Source organism: Alicyclobacillus herbarius DSM 13609 (genome assembly GCF_000430585.1).
Taxonomy (GTDB): Bacteria; Bacillota; Bacilli; order Alicyclobacillales; family Alicyclobacillaceae; genus Alicyclobacillus_G; species Alicyclobacillus_G herbarius.
Genome location: NZ_AUMH01000002.1, coordinates 1 through 18,722, shown reverse-complemented (window position 1 = coordinate 18,722; position 18,722 = coordinate 1). Strand labels below are relative to the sequence as shown.

Genomic DNA, 18,722 nt, shown 5'->3' with positions numbered 1-18,722 from the left:
CTCCTTTAACCTTTCGTAGCGCCACTAAAGTTGAATCCGGCCGACATGTAGCGTTGGCCAAGGATGTATAGGAGCACCGCCGGTATCGTGTACAGCATCGAAAACGCAGCCAGCTGCCCGTACGCGACGGATCCATACTGACCGAAAAACTGAAAAATGGTGACGGAGGCCGGCAGTTTGGCCGGGCTCTGAATGAGGATGAACGGGACGAAAAAGTTGCCCCAGCTGCCGGCAAATGTAAAGATGCCGACGGTGAAGATGCCGGGCACCATCAAGGGTGCGACGACCCGACGCAGGCTGGTGAGGGTCGACGCACCGTCCGTCCAGGCGGCCTCCTCCAGCTCTAGGGGAACCGAGTCCATGAAGTTTTTCATAATCCAAATCGCGTACGGCAGCCCGGACGCGGACAGAAACAGCATCGTCCACCAGAGGGAATCGGTCATGTGCAGAAATACAAACAACTCATAGACCGGCACCATGACGGCCGTAATCGGCAATGTGGTAGAAAACAGCACTACGTACATGAACGGCCGCTTGTACTTCAGTTGGTACCGAGACAATGGGTATGCAGCCAGCCCGGCGACGATAACCACGACGATGGACTGACCCAGCGACAACAACAGTCCATTCAAGAACGCCCGCTGGTTAGCCGGTTGAGTGAGAATTTGGCCAAAGTTGGTGAAGGACCACTGCTTTGGAAAGGTGATTGAGAGGGTAGCGTCCGGCTCAAAGGACGCGAAGATCATCCATAAGAGCGGTACGAGAAAGACCAGGCCGATGAGGGCGAGCACCCCGTACGCGAGCATTTTGTCTAGAGTAAATCGGTTGACGTGCGGCATTGCGGCCGTGACCTCCCTTGGCATACGCCAGGTCTCGGCATACGCCCGTATTTCCGGTTCATTCCTACAGCTCAATCTTCAACGTGCGCATGTAAAGCAGGCTGGCGAGGATACCAATCACAAGCAGGATCAAGGAGATGGCAGTACCATAGCCGAGCTGATAGTCGGCGAACGCCTGCTGATACATGTAAATGGGTAGCGTCTCCGTCTTGTTGCCCGGCCCCCCGCCAGTTAACGAATAGATGAGCGTAAATAGGCCCAGGGTCTGGAGGGTGATGAGCACCATGTTGGTAGCAATCGATCCCTTGATGACCGGCAGGGTGACACGCAGCAGCCGCTGGAACCGTCCCGCCCCATCGATTTGCGCCGATTCGAGAATCTCTTTCGGGACATCGCCGAGAGCGGCTTGATAGACCAGCATCGAAAAGGCGGTTCCGTGCCAGATGTTGGCAACGATCACGGCGGTCATGGGGAACGTGTACAGCCAGGCAATCGGCTTAACATGGAACCAGCCGAGCACCGTGTTCAGGGTGCCCTGGTCGCTAAAAAACGCGTAAAAGATGAATGCGACCACGATTTCTGGGGTTACCCATCCGGCCAGTACGAGCACGCCAATCACACTGCGAAACACCCGCTGGCGTTCGTTCATCAACAGCGCCAGCAAGAGCCCCAATACCTGCTGGCCGATGATGGCCGAGAAGACGAGGAACGTGATGGTACGTAGAATGCTGACACGGAACGTCGGATCGGAAAACATATTCGCGAAGTTACGGAAACCGACAAAGGTGACCGCGGAGCTGGAACTGCCGGTCAAGGATAAATTCGTAAACGCGAAATAAAACGTGAGCAAAATCGGGACAAAGAAGAAGACGAGCAACAGAACCCAAGACGGAAGCATGAACAGGGCGGCCCGCCAGCCGTTTCCAGACGACTTGAAAGCCATGCCAGCCCTGGTACGGGTGCGAACGTTGGGCACGGAACTTGGGTTCACCGCCATGATGGACATCCCCCCCTTGATTGCACAACGGCAGCTGAAAGAGGTTGTCCGGAAAGGCTTACCCGCCCCCTTTCCGGACAATGTAAGGGCGCCGACAGGTTCTAGCCGCCCTCGCAACGCCGTACGTGTCACTTTTTCGTCTCGACGTGGCTTGCGCCAACAATCCGTGCGACGTTGTTGGCGTACTGTTGCATCGCCTGTTCCGGCGTTGCCGATCCGGTGGCCACCGCTTCAACGGCGGTCTGAATCTGTGTCGAGACGCTGGGGTACTGAGCGTTCGCCGGCCGGAAGTGGCTGAATTTCTCAAACGACGTCGCGACTTTGAAGAACTGCCCGGGTGCGTTCTGATAGCTGGGGTCTTGAGCGATGTCTTCACGTGGAGACAGATTCCCCTGGTGCACGTCGTACCACTCCATATTCGCTTTGTTGGCCGCGATTTTGATGAAGTCCCAAGCTAGGTCTTTGTGGGACGACTTTTTCGCAATCGAAAGCGCCCAACCGCCGGACATGGAGGTATAACCCGGCGCCTGGCCATGCTCGGTCGGCATGGCCGTCAACTGGTAGGCCTTGGTCCCATTCGGCCACGGCGAGGGCCCGCTTTTCAACCAGTTTCCGGGCAACCAGTTTCCGTCGAGGGCAATACCAATTTTCTGCTGCGGCATCAACTCCTGCGACTCCGTGTTTCCAGCCTGAGCGTTCAAAATCTGTGAGAGACTCGGCCCGAGGTTCTGAGAATACACATCGTGAATGAACTTTAAGGAGTCCAAAAAGCCGGGACTCTGCACAATCCATTTGTTCGATTTCGCGTCGTACAAGGTATCATTAGTCCCGTAGAGGAGCATTTCAAAGGTCTGCATAGTGGTTGCTTCACCGGTAGCCTTGCCCACCTGCATCCACAGTGGCACAACGCTCGGCACCTTAGCCTTGATGGCTTTAGCGGCACTGAGTATATCGTTCCAGTTTTTCGGGTGCCAGGGCACCGGTAAGCCTGCTTGCTTGAAGATTTTCACATCGTAGTACAGGCCGCGGGTGTCGGTGCTGAACGGAACGCCATAGACCGTTCCATCATTAGAGGTTGACCCCGTTTTTATGGCACTACTGAAATTCGACCAGTCGCTCCAATTGTTCACGTAATGATTCAGGGGCTCTAAGTACCCGGCCGATCCGTCCGCATTAATTAAAAATGTATCTTCTGTAACAACGTCTGGCGCCGTACTGGCCGATTTCATCATCAGGTCAATTTTGGTATAAAAATCGTTTTCAGAGGCCTCAATCGGCTCCAATTTGACCTTGGCGCCCGGGTGTTCCTTTTCAAACTGATTGGCCGCCTTTTGCAGCCACTCCGCGTTATAGTAGGGCGGCTTCCCAAACTGTTGGTACGCGACCGTAATCGTTTGTTGACTGGAACCCGCGCTGCCATTCGAAGACGTGTTGTTGCTGGCGTTGTTGCCACTGCCAGATCCGGTGCTTCCGCACCCAGCCACCACCGCACCGGTAAGGGCAACCCCCGACATGACCGCCCAAATGTGTATGGTCGAGATGCGTCTGGTTCTGTACATTTTCCTTCCTCCTTTACGCTTGTGCCCGCGCCGACCCAAGTCGTCATCCTCCGACAATTTTCAGTAAGCGTTTACATTTATCTCATTCATCACTCCTTCGGATCACTTCCAACCGTCTTTGTATAACCCCCTCAAACTGTATCTGAATTCACTGCAATTATATCGTTTATATCCACCTGCATCAATAGATAAGTAGGATTATTGACTTCTGTATGACTAGTTGCAATTACAAAACGAAAGTTGTATTGTATCAATTGTATAAATACAAAGGGATATAAAATCTGTGTTGGGGAGAGGGACTGCGATTGAAGCCGGAAACACCCCTGCAGCGCCTGGTCTACGACTTTATCCGTCAGCAGATCATTACGCACGAACTTGCACCAGGCGCCCAGTTGCCAACTGAACAGGAGTTAAGCGAGCGCTTCCACGTTAGTCGCATCACGGCTCATCGAGCCCTGCAGCGTCTGGCGGACGAAGGACTGATTCAACGATTCCCAGGCAAAGGGTCGTTTGTTGCAGAGGCGTTTACGCCAGTTGAAGAGACAGCCGTGTCGGTATCCTCCCCCACCCCACGACTGCTCGGGTTTATCTGCCCAGCGGTTTCTGACGACTTTGGACTCTCCATCCTGACGAGTGCAATTGCCACTGCGGAGCGACAGGGATGGTCGGTGCTGGTGAGCTTTACCAATCAATCTCAAGAAGAGGAAGAACAGGCGATTCAACGGGCCGTGAAGGCGGGCGTTCAGGGCTTGTTGGTCAATCCGGTGTACGGCGAGTACTACAGTGATGAGTTGCTGAGTCTGCACCTGCGTCAATTTCCACTGGTGCTGGTTGATAAACGCTTGAACAAAATTCCCATTCCATATGTGAGTACAGACAATCAGGCGGCTGCGTACCAGTTGACCCAGCACCTGATTGACCTTGGACATGAAAAAATCGGTTTCATCTCCCCAGGGGTCACCGCCACATCAACCCTGGAAGATCGGTTTGCCGGGTATTTGGCCGCGCTGGAGGACCATCGGATTCTGGTCGACCATTCCTTGAACCTGTCGTCCCTGCCCACGGGCGGCGGTATGCAGCAACCGGCACAGCAGGACGTGTACCAGGTCATCCGCCACTATTTGCAGGAGCATGCAGAGTTAACGGCTGTTTTGACCACAGAGTACGTCTACGCCACAATTGTGTTTGAATTGTGCCGAGAACTGGGGAAGTCGATTCCGAACGACCTGTCACTGGTTTCCTTTGACTGCCCTCCTTTCGTCCCCGGAATTAAGTTTACACATATCCAGCAGGACCAGACGCAAATCGGTGAAACTGCGGTCGATATGCTGCTATCCATCATCCAGCGACAGCCACTGGATAATCCGTTTGTCCAACTCTCCGGTCGCCTCATCACAGGCCAATCAAGCGGTCCGGCACCATCACGAGTGCCTTAAACAGAGCCGTCGCGGGCGACTTGAGCCGGACGTTATCGGAGGGCGCTGGGCGGCCGCTTGGGCAATCTGTATAAGGCGCCCTGACCGCGGCCACCCGACTGACCTGCCCTCGCCTCTGGAAGGCATCGGGCAGGCCAGCCATCATCGAAGGGGACCTTTTCAGTACGTCAGCACACCTTCCGGCGCCGGGCCAGACTTGTTTACGCACAGCAAGAAATACCGCACGCTGTCGGCCAACGCCTCCCAACTCGCCTCGACCACGTTACGCGAGACCCCCACCGTCCGCCACACCTGCCTGCCGTTGGTGGATTCAATCAACACCCGCACCTTGGCGGCCGTACCGTCCTTGCCGTCCAAAACGCGCACCTTATAATCAGCCAAGTGCATTTCGTCAATCGCCGGGTAAAACGGACGCAGGGCTTTGCGCAGGGCGTTGTCGAGGGCGTTGACCGGGCCGTCTCCTTCCGCCACCGCGTGCACAACCTGGTCGGACACGGACAGCTTGAGCACCGCCTCCGCGATAAGGTTTGCGCCCGGCTGCTGAGCCACGTGGATGCGGAGCGACTCCACCGTCAACACATCCGTGAAGTCGCCGAAGGTGCGCAAGAGCATCAATTCCTGCGACGCCTCCGCGCTCTCAAACTGGTAACCGAGGTGTTCCAGCTCCTTGATTTCCTCCAGCAGCCGCCGCGTCTCCGCCGGGCGATCCTTCAGGTTCAGGCCCAGCCGCTCCGCCTGATGCAAGAGGTTCGAAACCCCCGCTAGTTCCGACACCAGTACGCGCCGCACGTTACCCACCCGCTCCGGTTCAATGTGCTCATACGTGCGCGGGTTGCGCAGGATGGCACTGACGTGGATGCCGCCTTTGTGGGCAAAGGCGCTGTGGCCGACAAACGGCTGATAACTCTGCGGCACCAGGTTGGCCACCTCCGAAACAAACCGCGACACCTCGGTCAGGCGCCGGACGTGATGCGGGGTCGGCAAACAACGCAAATCCAGCTTCAACTCCAGGTTGGCGATGATGGAGGTCAGGTTGGCGTTGCCGCACCGTTCGCCAATCCCGTTCATGGTGCCGTGCACCATCGTCGCCCCGGCCTCAATCGCGGCCAGCGTATTGGCCACCGCCAGCTCACAGTCGTTGTGGGCGTGGATGCCGACTGGAATCCGCAAGGCCGCGCAGACCGCCGCCACCGTCTTGCGAATATGATCCGGAAGGCTGCCGCCGTTGGTATCGCACAGGGTGACCCAGTCCGCGCCCGCCGCCTCCGCTGTGCGCAAGACCAAGAGGGCATACTCCGGATTCTCGCGAAAGCCATCGAAAAAGTGCTCCGCATCAAAGATGACCTCGCGGCCGTGCTGCTTCAGCCAATGGACCGAGTCGCGAATCATGTCCAGATTTTGTTCCAGGCTGACCTGCAGCGCCTCCCGCACGTGCAGGTCCCAGCTCTTGCCGACAATCGTCAACACCGGCGCACCCGAGTCCAAGAGTGCCCGCAGCCCCTCGTCCCCACTCGCCGTGGAAGACGGGCGCCGCGTGCTGCCAAAGGCGGTCAAACGGGCGTGCTGTAGGTTTAACTCCGTACCCGCACGGGCGAAGAACTCCTGGTCCTTCGGGTTTGCCGCCGGAAAACCGCCCTCAATGTACGTGATGCCCAATTCATCCAGCTTGGCCGCAATACGCAGCTTATCCTCGACCGAAAGGCTGACACCCTCCGCCTGGGTGCCGTCACGCAATGTGGTATCCAACAGGGCGATGCGTTCCATTCGATTTGCTCTCCTCTCCCAAACCGTACCTATCGGACAACTCTGTCTGTTCCTATTCCTATCATAGTACCGGAAGTCTGCGAGTTCTGGCAACCGACAAGTTGAGAGTTCAGAGGCAAACCAACACGTATCGACGCGCACGCACCTGCACGCACCTTTTCGAGACTGTCACCTTTTCGAGACTGTCACCTTTTCGAGACTGTCACCTTTTCGAGACTGTCACCTTTTCGGGGGTGTCTAACCGTACTTCTTTCTGGACGCGCGCTGTTGCGGCACCCGGCCAAGGGCACCCTAGCCAATATGGTTTACACATCCGCCCATTCCTGATATGATGGGTTCGCTTTGTTGAAAATCATTTTCGATAATCCAGGGGTGGAACTGTACATGTGGTTTGTATTTTTGCTGTGCGTCATCGCCGCGTTTGCCGACGTCATCGGTGGAGCGCTGACCGTCATCTGGCCGCTCAATGAGCGCCAAGCGATGCTGATTACCAGCCTTGGGGCGGGTTTTCTCCTCGGGGCGACTGTTCTGGACCGGCTGCCGGACGCGATGCACGCAGCCCCGTCCACCGCTCCTGTATATATGCTCATCGGGTATTTAGGCCTTCTCCTCATGGAACGCTATGGCGCCAGTCGGCACGTGCACACGCACACTCACTTGCATGCAGCCGGCCGCGGCCATTCGGGCCTCGCCATGGCGATCACGCCCGAGTTGCAGACCGAACGTGACATGGCTGCCGAAACGAGCGCCCACCCCGGCAACCGGCAGATGATTCATCCGCGCGCCGCGCTGATCTCGTTTGTGGGGCTGTTGTTTCACACGTTCATGGATGGCGTAGTCATCGCCGGATCGTTCGCCGTCAGCGAATCCACGGGCATCCTCATCTTTATCGCCATCACGCTGCACAAAATCCCGGAGGGATTCAGCATGGCCAGCATTAGCCTGGCGGCGGGCACCTCGCGCCAGCGCGCCTTCCTGACCGCTTTCGGGTTGGCGTTCTCGACGCTTGTCGGTGCCGCCGTCACGCTTAGCCTCGGTTCTATCGGCGAATCATCGGTCGCCGTCCTGATGGCACTGGCTACGGGTACGTTTTTGTACGTGTCCACCACCGACATGATACCCGCCATCCGCGACCGCGGCACCGCCGCCATCCTGCCCATCATCATCGGTGTCGCACTGTTTTACGTCTCACTGCAGCTCATCCAGCGTGTGGGCTTGCATTAGCCCAGACGCGCCCCTGGCTTGCGCCTGCGCGCTCTGCCGCCTCCGGGATGGGTGCCGTATCGGCGAGGCTCCTCTCGAGCTCCGCCGCCATCTCGTCCCGCGTGGCCGTGTCCCAGCCCAGCCGGTCGGCCATGGCGGCCAGTACCCCCGCTCGGTACCGGCGCACACCGGCGATGTCGAAATACAACATGCCGGTGCGGCGCACGAAAAAGTCGCTCGGTGTGACTACCATCTCCTCCGCCAAGCCGTACAGGAGGCGAGCGTACAACGCCGGCGGCAATCCGTGCGCCTCTGCCTTGTCGCCTGTTTCCGCCAGTACCTCCCACACCTTTTCCGTGTTCGATCCGTACGTCCGCGCGACCTGTTCGGCGCTGACTCGGTCCAGTCCCAGGCGCACGCCTTCCTCGGTCATGCGGCGGACAAACGCAGGATATCCGGCAGACCCGCCCACGTCTCCGCCTGAATATGAAATGTGGGCGGTCGTACACGGGGTGAACTGGCGGCCTTCCAACGCGGTCAAATCACGAGCCACCAGGCTGACCACTTTGTCCGCCATCTTGCGGTAGCCGGTCAGCTTTCCACCCGCAATCGAGATCAGGCCCGATGGGGAAACAAACACCTCATCCCGGCGCGAAATCTCGGACGGGCTCTTGCCCGCTTCATGAATCAGCGGCCTCACCCCCGCCCAGCCGGACTCGACGTCGGCCGGCGTCAGGTTGACGCTGGGGAACATGAAGTTCACACAATCGCACAGATACGAAACGTCCGACGTGGTCATACGCGGCCGTACCAAATCGCCCGTGTAGTTGGTGTCGGTGGTGCCAATATAGGTCTTGCCGTCGCGCGGGATGGCGAACACCATCCGCCCGTCCGGCACGTCAAAATAGACCGCGTTGTGGAGCGGAAAACGATTCCCGTCGACCACGATGTGCACACCTTTGGTATGGTGTAGGGTTTTTCCGGTCTTCGACTTGTCCCATTCGCGCAGTTCGTCCACCCACGGTCCCGCCGCGTTGACCACTTTTTTCGCCCGCACCTCCCAAGCCTGACCGGTCAGCTGGTCACGGACCCTGGCCCCAGTCACGCGACCATCTGCGTAGAGTAGCTGCTCTGCCCGGGCGTAGTTCACCGCGACACCCCCTCTTGCCACCGCCGCCTTGAGAATTTCCAAGGTCAAGCGGGCGTCATCCGTACGATACTCCACGTAATACCCGGCTCCCCGAATGTCCGGTCGCAAGAGCGGCTCCTTAGCCAGTGCATCCTCCCGGTGCAGCATCTTTCGCCGCTCGCTATGCTTGACTCCGGCCAATCGGTCATACAGATAGATGCCAAAGGAAGTGGCCCACCACCCGTATGTACCGCCGGGAATCATCGGCAGGAGCATCCACGTCGGCGTGGTGATATGCGGCCCATTCTCATACACAATGGCCCGCTCTTTACCCACCTCAGCCACCAAGCCGACCTCCAGCTGCTTCAGGTATCGCAAACCACCATGCACCAGCTTCGTGGAGCGGTTGGAAGTACCCGCCGCGAAGTCCTGCATCTCGACCACTGCCGCCCGCATCCCGCGGGCTGTCGCATCGAGCAGGATGCCAGCGCCGGTAATCCCGCCGCCGATAATCAACAGGTCGAGCGGAGAGGCGGAAAGTTCCTTGAGAAGAGCGGATCGGGAAGAAGCGGAAAAGGAAATCGACACCCTGCATCACTCCTTATCGAAAATGGGCTGAAAGACAATAAACCACGGTGCCTCACGCAACCTGCGCAAAGCCCGTGGTTTTCTCCGAAATCTCCACCCAGGGTATGAACTTGTTCGAAGTTAGCAATTCGTCCACGGCCGGGCACAAACGTCCGCATGGCCGGAATAACCTTCTGTCCCTATTATACCGCTCGACTTGCCAAGTGTCATCCATCTGCGCCGCTCGACTTGCCAAGTGTCATCCATCTGCGGGAAAACGAGTCATCCGCGCCCCATAACGTGGTCATCGGCTCAGGCGTCCCGTGTGCTCCAATCTCGGTCCCAGAGCTCCTTGCGCGAAGTCGTCACCGCCGTCGCGCCGGCCTCTAGGGCTTTGTGAACGTCCTCCGGCGTGCGGATGAACCCCCCGGCCAAGAGCGGAACCTGCGTTTTGGTCTTGATTTCGGCAATTACGTCGGTCAGTACGCCCGGAATGACCTCGATGAAGTCTGGCATCGCGCTCGTCAGCAGCCGAAGGCTGGTCGAAAGCGACTGGGAGTCGAGCAGAAACATCCGCTGAATGGTCACGAGACGGTGCTTTTTTGCCACGGACAGCACGCTGGCGTGCGTCGAAATCAACCCGTACGGTCGCATGTATTGGCATAGAAACTGAGCGGCCGCCTCGTCGTGCTTGAGGCCCTGAATCATGTCCGCGTGCAGGAGGACCTTTTTCCCCTGCCTCCGCGCCAATTTGAGGAGCGGATCTAACTGCGCGAGGTGCGTCTGTAGGAGAATAATGAAAGGATGCGGGCTGTCCAGGAGTTGCTCGTATTCCTTGATGGTTTTGGCCGCGGGAATGACTCGCTGCCCGTCGAACAGCGCCGCTGTCATATCCGTTTCCCTCCAGTCATCCGTAAATTCTCGGTCAAGGCGATTCGAGTTTTCGCATCTGCCAGGCCGCCGTGGCCGCGGCTAACACGGATTCCTGATTGCCGCCCAGGCTCGCCTCCATGGCAGCCGCAATGGATACGCGCCGCCCGAGTCTGGCGGCAAAAGTTCGAGCGCCATTTCGCAATTCAGTTTGGCGCTGTTGCTGTATCAGCGTCCGCCAATTCTCGGCACTTCTCCCACGCAGCTTGGAACCCGCGTGTCACGTTGGTTCCGTGATCGCCATCGCCGATTTGGTTATCGAGTTGGTCCAACAAGTCTTTGTATTGTTCGATCCGGTGCGCATAAGCTTCGAAAAAGCTGATGAACTGGTCTGGGTTCATGAGCGCACCCCCGTATCTCGGATTCAGAGTGGATGGCCTCCCGACCTGCCTCGCGGTTACACAGCCCTTAAGTCCCAACTCGGTGCAAGCGTAGGCGTGTCCAGCAACTGTGTTAACTCGTCATCCAATTCCAGAATGCTCATTGAGAAGCCAGACATATCCAGCGCCGTTATGTACTCGCCCACCAGGGCGCGATGGACTGTATACCGAGTTCGGTGAGCGCCTGCGCAAGCCGGCGGTAGCAGACGTAGAGTTCACTCACAGGAGTTCCGCCCAGGCCGTTTAGAATGACCGCCACCTTGGTTCCAGCCTGCAGTTTCTTTTCCGCGTGAATCCGTGCAAAACGGCCACCTTCGGCGTTTTTTCGGCACGGACCACGACCCGATTCCCAGGCAGGCGTTTTAAGGCGGGGTAAGCGGCTACAAATCCGTCAAGAACCTCGCCCACGACCTGGTCCGGATGGTTGATGAGCTTTTTCATAGCTCCTCCTTGTTCACACTGTCGTCTTTACGCTCCCGTCGGCCCAGCCCATGACGCGGCTGACCGCGTTTTTCCAGCCGGCGTACAGCGCGTTGCGCGTTTCAGGAGGCATGCACGGGTCAAACCGGCGCTCGATGGCACCACCCGTTAGGTCCGCTTCGGTCCAGAACCCTACCGCCAGCCCGGCTAGGTACGCGGCGCCCAAAGCAGTCGATTCGATGACCGCCGGGCGTACCACGGGCACTCCGAGGATGTCGGCCTGAAACTGCATCAGCAGGTTGTTGGCCGAAGCGCCCCCGTCGACCCGCAGTTGCTGCAACTCAATGCCAGAATCCTTCTGCATCGCATCGAGGATATCCTTCGTCTGATAGGCCAGAGATTCCAGTGTCGCACGAATGATGTGCTCCTTTCTCGTACCCCGCGTCAGACCAAAGATGGCCCCACGGGCGTACATGTCCCAGTATGGAGCGCCAAGTCCCGCAAAGGCCGGAACCACGTACACCCCGTCAGTGTCTCGGACCTTGGCGGCAAAGTACTCGGAGTCAGGGGCAGCGTCCAGGAACCGCAGCCCGTCCCGCAGCCACTGAATCGCCGCGCCCGCGATGAACACGCTGCCCTCCAGGGCGTATGTCACTCTCCCGTCCAATCCCCAGGCAATCGTGGTCAACAGCCCCGAATGAGAATCCACCGGAGTCTGACCGGTGTTCATCAGCATGAAGCAGCCGGTTCCGTAGGTGTTTTTGACCATGCCCGGGTTCCGGCAGGCCTGACCAAAGAGGGCCGCCTGTTGATCGCCTGCGATGCCCGCAATCGGGATTTCGGCCCCACCGAAGGTTCTTTCATCCGTATATCCGTACACTTCGCTGCAACTGCGTACCTCGGGCAACATCGCCCGCGGAATGTCGAGGATGCGCAGCAGCTCATTGTCCCAATCGAGGGTGTGGATGTTGAACAGCATGGTCCGCGAGGCATTCGTGTAGTCGGTGACATGCACCCGCCCCCGCGTTAAGTGCCAAATCAGCCAAGTATCGACTGTGCCAAATAGGAGTTCCCCGCGTCGCGCCCTCTCACGCGCGCCTTCGACGTGGTCCAGAATCCACTTTACCTTCGTCCCCGAGAAATAAGCGTCCACCACGAGGCCGGTGACTTGACGAATCTTATCCGCCAGTCCCTGGGCGACCAGGTCGTCACAGATGGGTGCGGTGCGTCGATCCTGCCAGACGATGGCGTTGTATATCGGTCGGCCGGTGTCCCGCTCCCAGACCACGGTGGTCTCCCGCTGATTGGTGATGCCGATGGCCGCCACCTCGTCCACCGAGACGCCCGCTTTGTCCAACACCTCGCGCGCCACGCCACTCTGCGTGCCCCAGATCTCCATCGGATCGTGCTCGACCCAGCCCGGCTGGGGATAGATTTGCGCAAACTCTTTCTGTGCTACACTGTGGATTTGACCTTCACGGGTGAACAGAATCGCGCGAGAACTGGTGGTGCCTTGGTCGAACGCCAATACGTACTTTTTCTCCATGAGGGGAATCACCTACCCAGATTAAAATTTTGATAGAAACTACAGTCCTGCCTTCAGCGCCCGATGGAAACCTCGTCTTGACTGGCGACAGAATGTTCCTCATTAACTGTCCCCAGGCGCTCCGCGAGCGTCCGCTCAATCAACCACCGATATACAAACGCGGCGATGCCACCGCCAAGGAGTGGCCCCACAATCGGAACCCACCAGTATCCCATCGGCCCCGGGAAAGCATTAGCTCCCCATCCGGCCAACCACGTGAACAAGCGTGGGCCGAAATCGCGAGCCGGATTGATGGCGTAACCCGATCCAACCCCGAACGACATGCCGACGGCAGCCACTACAATACCCACAATGAACGGTCCAAGATTGGCTTGCACGTTAAGATTTTTTGTATCGTTGATAGCGAGAATTGCGAGTACCAGAAAGAATGTGCCCAGTATTTCGTCGAGCAGCGGCCCACTCAGGCCGGTGTAGTACTTGGCTGGGAACGTAGCAAAGATGCTGAACGTCGTCAAACCATTTGGCGCACTCCTCACTACGACATGGTTTGCCTGATTGTATGCGTCAATGGCGCGGTAGTAATTCCAATAGACGATGGCAGCACCGGTAAAGCATCCGGCGACCTGGGACACCCAGTACGGAATCAGCTTCTTCCACGGAAGCTCGCCTCGCAGGGCCATAGCGAATGATACCGCCGGATTCAAGTGCGCTCCGGATACGCCGCCAGCCACATAGACGCCAAGGACCACGGCGAACGCCCAGCCCCAGGTAATGAGTAACCAATCCCCTGCCGCGTGGAAGATGGACACCGTCCTTCCTGAGGCAGGAAGCCCGACAACGGCCACCGCGACGACACCAGCTCCAAACGCGATGAGGACCAAAGAACCGAGATACTCAGCAAGCAACTCACCCCACAATCGGGATCGCCAACCCCGTCGTGCTGGAAGTTGAGCCATCAGTAACCCCCCTGTACCTATGTGTTAATGCTCATGACTCAAACCGATATACCTCGGCCGAGTACTCTCTGCACCAGAAATAGGCGCCGGAGTTGTAACGTCCAACGACAGCAAAGGAAATCGAACGACAGTCCACCCCAATAAAGTCACAACCTCCCCCCTTGTCGAAGCTTGAAAAGAAAAAGACGGCCTCCTCGCGAAGAAGGGATTTCCCAACTTCACAGGTGCCGTCTCCAACATCTCCGTGGCATCGTATCAACTTGCTATGGATTGATTATACGGGTGTTCCTAGAAGAAGTAAAGCGCTTGCAAACGGAAAGAGCCCGGTTATGGGGTTCGAGTGGGAGTGAGGCTAGCCCTCGTCCTCTCGCATGCCGGGCACACAAACCGAGAGCCGCTGGCGGATGCGGCTCTCGAAAACGTATGGCGTATTTTTCTCGTTCAGCGGGAAAGTGATCTTAAGCCGGGGAACTACCACCAAAATCCGAGTCCGAACAACGCGTAAATGATAAGGAAAGATACGGCCCAACGGCCCCAGAAAGCGCCCGGATATCCCCGTCCGTAACCCCCGGCGTAAGGGCCGTAAGGGCCATACCCGGCGGCGAGAACGGCATCGATTCGCTTGACGTCCTCCGCAGGAAGCGTCTCTGTGGCGAACTGCGCCGGGATGTATCGACGAGGTGACAGGACAATAGCATGCCGCGGCGTCACCCGTTCCACGATGCCGCGGTGCACACCGTACGGGGTCTGAAACTGCACCCACTGTCCAACATACCGCTCACAGTCGTGCCTGGTGCACATGGAATCACCCCCCATCTCGTGTTCCTTCAGGGTACGCGACGCGCCGCACAGACGGGGCGGTGGATGTCCATGAGACAGGGGTCCAGATTGAGATGGCATGGGGTTTCTCACGTGCGTCGCAGGCAGCCATTAAGCAACAAGCCATCGAAAAAGCGGAAATATGCAGCCGGTCAATGCTGGGATTCGGCGTTCGGCTGGGATTCCAGGGTCGTATGAGATTCCGTAAGCGTCGGTGCGCGCGAACGGGTCTCCTGCCAGACGGAGATTAGGCATCCGGCCAGCGCGCCCACCCCCGCGCCAAGCAAGACGGCAAAGCTGCCAAGATGGAGGTGGGTAGCGGCCACTGCCGCCAGCGCCCCAAACAGCGCAGCCAACAGGTGGGCAGGGGTCCGTTCCCCAAGCAGAATCAGCGCTAGGAACAAGGCGGGCAGCGCGAAGCCGAGAACGTCAGCCACGGGGCTCGGCACAATCGCCCCCACCTCCAGGCCGACTGCGGTCCCCGCCAGCCAGGATGCGTAGCAGGCGAAGGTCAGCGCCAGATGCCGAGGCGGCGTTGGGATTTCACTGCGGATGCGCCCCGAGGCCATGGCGAACACCTCGTCCGTCAACCCAAAGGCGGCAATCAAGCGCCATCGTTCTGGCCACCGGTTTAGCGACGGACCCAGGGCGGCACCGTAGAGGAAGTGACGCAGGTTGACCAACAACACGGTGGCGGTGGCTGGCAGCCACGGGACACCCGCGACGGCGAGACTAACCAACATAAACTGGGCTCCACCGGCGTAGACAAGGACAGAGATGAGAAAGCCGAGCAACCGCGGCAGTCCGCTGGCGGAACAGACGACACCAAAGGTTACCGCCACCGGGAAATACGCGACGATAATGGGGACACCGTCGCGCACGCCAGCGGCTACCTGTTGACCCACAACCACAAGTCGATCTCGATACCCGCTATACGTGGGCACCGCGCCTCTCGCCATCACCACTCCCCCTTACCATAGCCCTGCCAGTCCGCGAGCCAGTGCATACGCAGCCACCCCGGCACCAATCGTCCAAAACAACTGCCGCGTCCACCAGGCCACAATGACGGTCGGTACGGCCGCCCACAAAGCCGGGCTTTCCCAGAATGCGAGACTGCTATCCGATGGAAACAGCATCGGCCCGACCAGTGCCCCGAGCACCGCCGGCGTGAGGTACGCCAGCACCCGCTTTAGCCAGCCTGGCCAGACCACGCGACTGCCCCAACTAAGCGACACCGCCCGAATCAAATAAGTCCCAAGGCCCACACACAAGACTTCCCAGGCCAGCGAATGCAAAGCCTTCCCCTCGCTTCGTATCATATATCATCCGTTCGTATGTTATAGTATACGCGAAGACGAAAACGGAGGGAATAACGTGGACGCGGAGAAACTGCCGCTGCGCATCGGACAGTCCCTGCGGCGCCTACGCCGGCAGCGGGGATGGTCCCTCGATGAGCTGGCCGCGGCCAGTGGCGTCAGCAAACCGATGCTCGGACAAATCGAACGCGGTGAATCGAACGCGACGGTGGTTACCTTGTGGAAGGTGGCGCAAGGGCTGCGCGTCCCGTTCTCGGCACTGCTGCAGGACGTCGAACGGCCAGCCGTGACCGTCGTCCGACGTGCGGATCAGCCCGTTGTCGCGGATGATGAGGGCCGATACACGGTGCAGAACGGGTTGACCGTCCCCGCTACGCACCCGCTGGAGCTGTACCAAGCCCGCCTCGCACCGCTCACCAGACACGTCGCGGAGAAACACGGGACGCACGTGCGCGAAGCGATTTGGGTGTTATCGGGCAAGCTGGTGCTCAGTCTGCTGGGGGATACGCTTCAATTGGAAGCCGGGGATGCCGCCCACTTTATCGCAGACGCCCCCCATACGTATCACAATCCAGCCGCCGATATGGACTGCACCTTCCTGATGGCCATGCTGTACGAACCGGCGCCCGGGCCGGAGACCTCGCCGCAGTAAGCGATGCCACAACGCGCGGTAGTCACACGGTTGCGGTTATTTGTTCCAGTGTTTCGCGAGGAATTCGTCGCGCCCGGAAGAAGACCGGTAGCGGTGGTAGTGCTCCGGATTTTTGCGGTAGAACCCCTGGTGGTAGTCCTCCGCCGGGTAGAACGGGCCGGCAGGCAAAATCGGCACCACAATCGGCTTCTCGAAGCGGCCGCTGGCTGCCAGTGCCTGCTTGGAAGCCTCCGCCTGCTGGCGTTGCTCTTCATTGTGGTAGAAGATGGCCGTCCGATACGAAGACCCCCTGTCGACAAATTGACCCCCTTCGTCGGTCGGATCAATCTGCTGCCAATACAGCTCAAGCAGCCGCTCGTAAGGAAATACGGACGGATCAAACGTAATCTGCACGGCCTCGACGTGTCCCGTAGTGCCGGAACAGACCTCTTCATACGTCGGGTTTTCCTTGTGGCCGCCGGTATATCCAGAGACAACCTTCAAGATGCCGGGCTGCTCCTCGAACGGCTTGACCATGCACCAAAAGCAACCGCCGGCAAAGGTCGCAAGCTGCGCATTATTTGTGCTTTCTGCCATGTCTGTCCCTCCCTGCTGCGCCCATTATGGCACAATCCAGACGTGTTTGCATTCCTGGCCCTTGCATAAACGTTCGATCCGCCCGGAACAATATCCATATTCAACCATATTGGCAGACCTCAGCAGTTCGAAGGAGAGATGCATCGTTGCTTCCGGTTTGGATGTCGGTACTTTGCAGCACCGTGTTAAGCGCGGTACCGCCAGTCGCCGCCTCGCCGGCGACGGCGGTCTGGATGGCTTCGCGGTCAGCGTCGGTAGCGGCTATGACAGAAACTCGCTCGGCGGAATCTAACGCAGAATCTTACTCCACAGCAACCCGCTGGCTGGATGAGGGGGCGCGTCCGGTGCCCGTCCATCGTGCCCCAGAGGGAGAGCGTGCCACGCCCGAGTATGCCCGCTGGGGCAAGATTGCGGTGGCCAAGACGGCAGCCCGTTACCCGGACGCGCGGGTGGTGGACTATCTCCATGTGGGGCGCAAGAGCCTTGGGTCCGACCGTGCCACCGAGCAGTTCAAGTTATGGCTGCGCGGAGAAGGGAAAGAATTTGGGGTCTACGTGGATGTGACCTTCAACCCGAAGACAGAGCAGCTCATTTCGGTGACATTTCGGGAGACGCCGCGTTAATCGGCAAGATGGTGCACGCTTTCGCGGTTGCGGCCGGGGAGATTACGGCCGGGGGGCATCCCCCGTACCATGATGTGTGCCTAGCGAGCGCTGTCTGTTCGCTATCTGTTAGGGTTGTGCGGGCGCGCATTAAGCCAACTCGGCCTGGACGTAGGCGGCCAATTCGCCAGCGTCCGACAGGGTGCGGACTTGTTCGACAAAATCTTTATGCATCAACCGCCGGGCGAGCTTGGCCAACATCTGCAGGTGCTCGTTGTGGCTTTGTTCGGGCACCAGAATCATGAACAGGACGCTGACCGGTTGATTGTCCATCGCCTTCCAATCCACCGCCTGTGCGAGCCGTCCGTAAATCAGCGTCGGTTGGCTGACCGCGCTTGATTTTCCGTGCGGGATGGCAATCCCGTGGCCAAACCCCGTCGTTCCTTCTTGCTCGCGCTGTAAAACCGCCTTGACCACTGCCTCGACATCCTGGACCCGGTCAAGGCTCCTCGCCTGTTCCACCAAATAACGGACAAATATCCACTCGTCGCTTCCTGCTTCGATGAGCCTTGACTAGCGGCGTGTCGCCGCCCCGCCAGAGGACTCTCCACAGGCGTGAATTCCCGCGGAACTCGCGGTACTGAACTTCAAAAGATTCCGATCCGCATTCACGTCACGGTCGTGGTGCGTGTTGCACCTCGGACACGTCCATTCGCGCACCGAAAGCGGCAACTCGTCCAACACATGCCCGCATACGGAGCATGTCTTACTGCTCGCGTAAAAGCGCGGCACGACCGTCAGCGTTGATCCATACCATGTGCACTTGTACGCGAGCATTCGGCGAAACTCGCCCCATCCGGTGTCCGAAATGGCGCGCGCCAGCTTCCGATTCCGATGCATCCCCTGCACATTCAGGTCTTCCACGACGATTTCTCGCTTGGTTTTCGTGAGCTCTGTCGTTACCTTGTGCGGACATCGCGGAGGCGGATGCGGTCATCATCGCTGCCGATAAAAAGGTCGATCTCGACCGA

The 18,722-nt window shown here is 58.7% G+C and carries 18 protein-coding genes and 3 pseudogenes; 4 read left to right on the top strand and 17 right to left on the bottom strand.

The window, feature by feature from the left end:
* Positions 1-5: 5 nt before the first annotated feature.
* From H522_RS0101545 to H522_RS0101535, 3 genes are all read right to left on the bottom strand, one after another.
* Entirely contained in the window at positions 6-839 is an 834-nt protein-coding gene (locus H522_RS0101545; protein ID WP_026960953.1) for a carbohydrate ABC transporter permease, read from the bottom strand.
* A gap of 64 nt (positions 840-903) precedes the next feature.
* Positions 904-1,782 (bottom strand): carbohydrate ABC transporter permease, encoded by an 879-nt coding sequence (locus H522_RS0101540; protein ID WP_026960952.1) that lies wholly within the window; start codon positions 1,780-1,782, stop codon positions 904-906.
* 182 nt (positions 1,783-1,964) lie between these two features.
* A complete protein-coding gene (locus H522_RS0101535; protein WP_245577968.1) occupies positions 1,965-3,395 on the bottom strand; it encodes an extracellular solute-binding protein in 1,431 nt (476 codons plus the stop codon).
* Positions 3,396-3,700: 305 nt separating this feature from the next.
* Between H522_RS0101535 and H522_RS0101530 the strand changes: the two genes are divergently transcribed.
* Positions 3,701-4,831 (top strand): GntR family transcriptional regulator, encoded by a 1,131-nt coding sequence (locus tag H522_RS0101530; RefSeq protein WP_026960950.1) that lies wholly within the window; start codon positions 3,701-3,703, stop codon positions 4,829-4,831.
* Positions 4,832-4,990: 159 nt separating this feature from the next.
* Here the strand turns inward: H522_RS0101530 and cimA are convergent, their stop codons facing one another.
* Positions 4,991-6,595 (bottom strand): citramalate synthase, encoded by a 1,605-nt coding sequence (gene cimA / locus H522_RS16925; protein WP_035452157.1) that lies wholly within the window; start codon positions 6,593-6,595, stop codon positions 4,991-4,993.
* Positions 6,596-6,979: 384 nt separating this feature from the next.
* On the opposite strand from cimA, the gene H522_RS0101520 reads away from it, so the two are divergent.
* On the top strand, positions 6,980-7,819 hold the full coding sequence (locus H522_RS0101520; RefSeq protein ID WP_155836115.1) for a ZIP family metal transporter: 840 nt from the start codon (positions 6,980-6,982) through the stop codon (positions 7,817-7,819).
* On the opposite strand, the gene H522_RS16920 is transcribed toward H522_RS0101520, so the two are convergent.
* The 10 genes and pseudogenes from H522_RS16920 to H522_RS0101475 all read right to left on the bottom strand — a co-directional run bounded on the left by H522_RS16920 (position 7,794) and on the right by H522_RS0101475 (position 15,810).
* On the bottom strand, positions 7,794-9,515 hold the full coding sequence (locus tag H522_RS16920; protein WP_051343643.1) for a glycerol-3-phosphate dehydrogenase/oxidase: 1,722 nt from the start codon (positions 9,513-9,515) through the stop codon (positions 7,794-7,796). The genes H522_RS0101520 and H522_RS16920 overlap by 26 nt on opposite strands.
* 291 nt (positions 9,516-9,806) lie before the next feature.
* Positions 9,807-10,385 carry a glycerol-3-phosphate responsive antiterminator gene (locus H522_RS0101510; protein WP_026960948.1) on the bottom strand — a complete coding sequence of 193 codons (579 nt, stop codon included), beginning with the start codon at positions 10,383-10,385 and terminating at the stop codon, positions 9,807-9,809.
* Between the two features lie 185 nt (positions 10,386-10,570).
* Positions 10,571-10,765 (bottom strand): DAK2 domain-containing protein, encoded by a 195-nt coding sequence (locus H522_RS0101505; protein WP_026960947.1) that lies wholly within the window; start codon positions 10,763-10,765, stop codon positions 10,571-10,573.
* 56 nt (positions 10,766-10,821) lie between these two features.
* Positions 10,822-11,063 (bottom strand): annotated as a pseudogene (locus H522_RS22400) (dihydroxyacetone kinase subunit DhaK).
* Positions 11,048-11,245, bottom strand: a complete 198-nt coding sequence (locus tag H522_RS21990) for a hypothetical protein (protein ID WP_026960946.1) — start codon at positions 11,243-11,245, stop codon at positions 11,048-11,050. Before H522_RS21990 ends, H522_RS22400 begins: the two are co-directional and overlap by 16 nt.
* Positions 11,246-11,258: 13 nt before the next feature.
* On the bottom strand, positions 11,259-12,770 hold the full coding sequence (gene glpK, locus H522_RS0101495) for a glycerol kinase GlpK (RefSeq protein ID WP_026960945.1): 1,512 nt from the start codon (positions 12,768-12,770) through the stop codon (positions 11,259-11,261).
* Between the two features lie 53 nt (positions 12,771-12,823).
* A complete protein-coding gene (locus H522_RS0101490) occupies positions 12,824-13,726 on the bottom strand; it encodes an MIP/aquaporin family protein (protein WP_026960944.1) in 903 nt (300 codons plus the stop codon).
* Between the two features lie 471 nt (positions 13,727-14,197).
* The gene (locus H522_RS0101485; protein WP_026960943.1) at positions 14,198-14,527 is read right to left on the bottom strand and encodes a hypothetical protein; all 330 of its coding nucleotides are present in this window, start codon (positions 14,525-14,527) and stop codon (positions 14,198-14,200) included.
* Between the two features lie 170 nt (positions 14,528-14,697).
* Entirely contained in the window at positions 14,698-15,504 is an 807-nt protein-coding gene (locus tag H522_RS16915; protein ID WP_051343641.1) for an AzlC family ABC transporter permease, read from the bottom strand.
* A 12-nt stretch (positions 15,505-15,516) separates the two neighbouring features.
* Positions 15,517-15,810: an AzlD domain-containing protein gene (locus tag H522_RS0101475; RefSeq protein WP_245577967.1), complete on the bottom strand. Its 294-nt coding sequence runs from the start codon at positions 15,808-15,810 to the stop codon at positions 15,517-15,519.
* A gap of 109 nt (positions 15,811-15,919) precedes the next feature.
* Here H522_RS0101475 and H522_RS0101470 point away from each other — a divergent pair, with 109 nt between their 5' ends.
* Positions 15,920-16,513, top strand: a complete 594-nt coding sequence (locus tag H522_RS0101470) for a helix-turn-helix domain-containing protein (protein WP_026960941.1) — start codon at positions 15,920-15,922, stop codon at positions 16,511-16,513.
* A 42-nt stretch (positions 16,514-16,555) separates the two neighbouring features.
* Here H522_RS0101470 and msrA read toward each other — a convergent pair.
* Positions 16,556-17,089 (bottom strand): annotated as a pseudogene (msrA, locus tag H522_RS16910) (peptide-methionine (S)-S-oxide reductase MsrA); the annotation flags it as partial.
* A gap of 146 nt (positions 17,090-17,235) precedes the next feature.
* On the opposite strand from msrA, the gene H522_RS20240 reads away from it, so the two are divergent.
* On the top strand, positions 17,236-17,712 hold the full coding sequence (locus H522_RS20240) for a YqzG/YhdC family protein (protein WP_051343639.1): 477 nt from the start codon (positions 17,236-17,238) through the stop codon (positions 17,710-17,712).
* Between the two features lie 129 nt (positions 17,713-17,841).
* Here the strand turns inward: H522_RS20240 and H522_RS16905 are convergent, their stop codons facing one another.
* Complete coding sequence (locus H522_RS16905; protein WP_281173063.1) at positions 17,842-18,213, bottom strand: PTS sugar transporter subunit IIA; 372 nt, start codon at positions 18,211-18,213, stop codon at positions 17,842-17,844.
* A 51-nt stretch (positions 18,214-18,264) separates the two neighbouring features.
* A pseudogene (locus tag H522_RS16900) lies at positions 18,265-18,648 on the bottom strand (RNA-guided endonuclease TnpB family protein); the annotation flags it as partial.
* Between the last annotated feature and the right edge of the window lie 74 nt (positions 18,649-18,722).

Coding starts and splice junctions, on each gene's coding strand:
- H522_RS0101545 (WP_026960953.1), bottom strand. CDS start 839: ATGCCGCACGTCAACCGATTTACTCTAGACAAAATGCTCGCGTACGGG.
- H522_RS0101540 (WP_026960952.1), bottom strand. CDS start 1,782: ATGGCTTTCAAGTCGTCTGGAAACGGCTGGCGGGCCGCCCTGTTCATG.
- H522_RS0101535 (WP_245577968.1), bottom strand. CDS start 3,395: ATGTACAGAACCAGACGCATCTCGACCATACACATTTGGGCGGTCATG.
- cimA (WP_035452157.1), bottom strand. CDS start 6,595: ATGGAACGCATCGCCCTGTTGGATACCACATTGCGTGACGGCACCCAG.
- H522_RS0101520 (WP_155836115.1), top strand. CDS start 6,980: ATGTGGTTTGTATTTTTGCTGTGCGTCATCGCCGCGTTTGCCGACGTC.
- H522_RS0101510 (WP_026960948.1), bottom strand. CDS start 10,385: ATGACAGCGGCGCTGTTCGACGGGCAGCGAGTCATTCCCGCGGCCAAA.
- H522_RS0101505 (WP_026960947.1), bottom strand. CDS start 10,765: ATGAACCCAGACCAGTTCATCAGCTTTTTCGAAGCTTATGCGCACCGG.
- H522_RS21990 (WP_026960946.1), bottom strand. CDS start 11,245: ATGAAAAAGCTCATCAACCATCCGGACCAGGTCGTGGGCGAGGTTCTT.
- glpK (WP_026960945.1), bottom strand. CDS start 12,770: ATGGAGAAAAAGTACGTATTGGCGTTCGACCAAGGCACCACCAGTTCT.
- H522_RS0101490 (WP_026960944.1), bottom strand. CDS start 13,726: ATGGCTCAACTTCCAGCACGACGGGGTTGGCGATCCCGATTGTGGGGT.
- H522_RS0101485 (WP_026960943.1), bottom strand. CDS start 14,527: ATGTGCACCAGGCACGACTGTGAGCGGTATGTTGGACAGTGGGTGCAG.
- H522_RS16915 (WP_051343641.1), bottom strand. CDS start 15,504: ATGGCGAGAGGCGCGGTGCCCACGTATAGCGGGTATCGAGATCGACTT.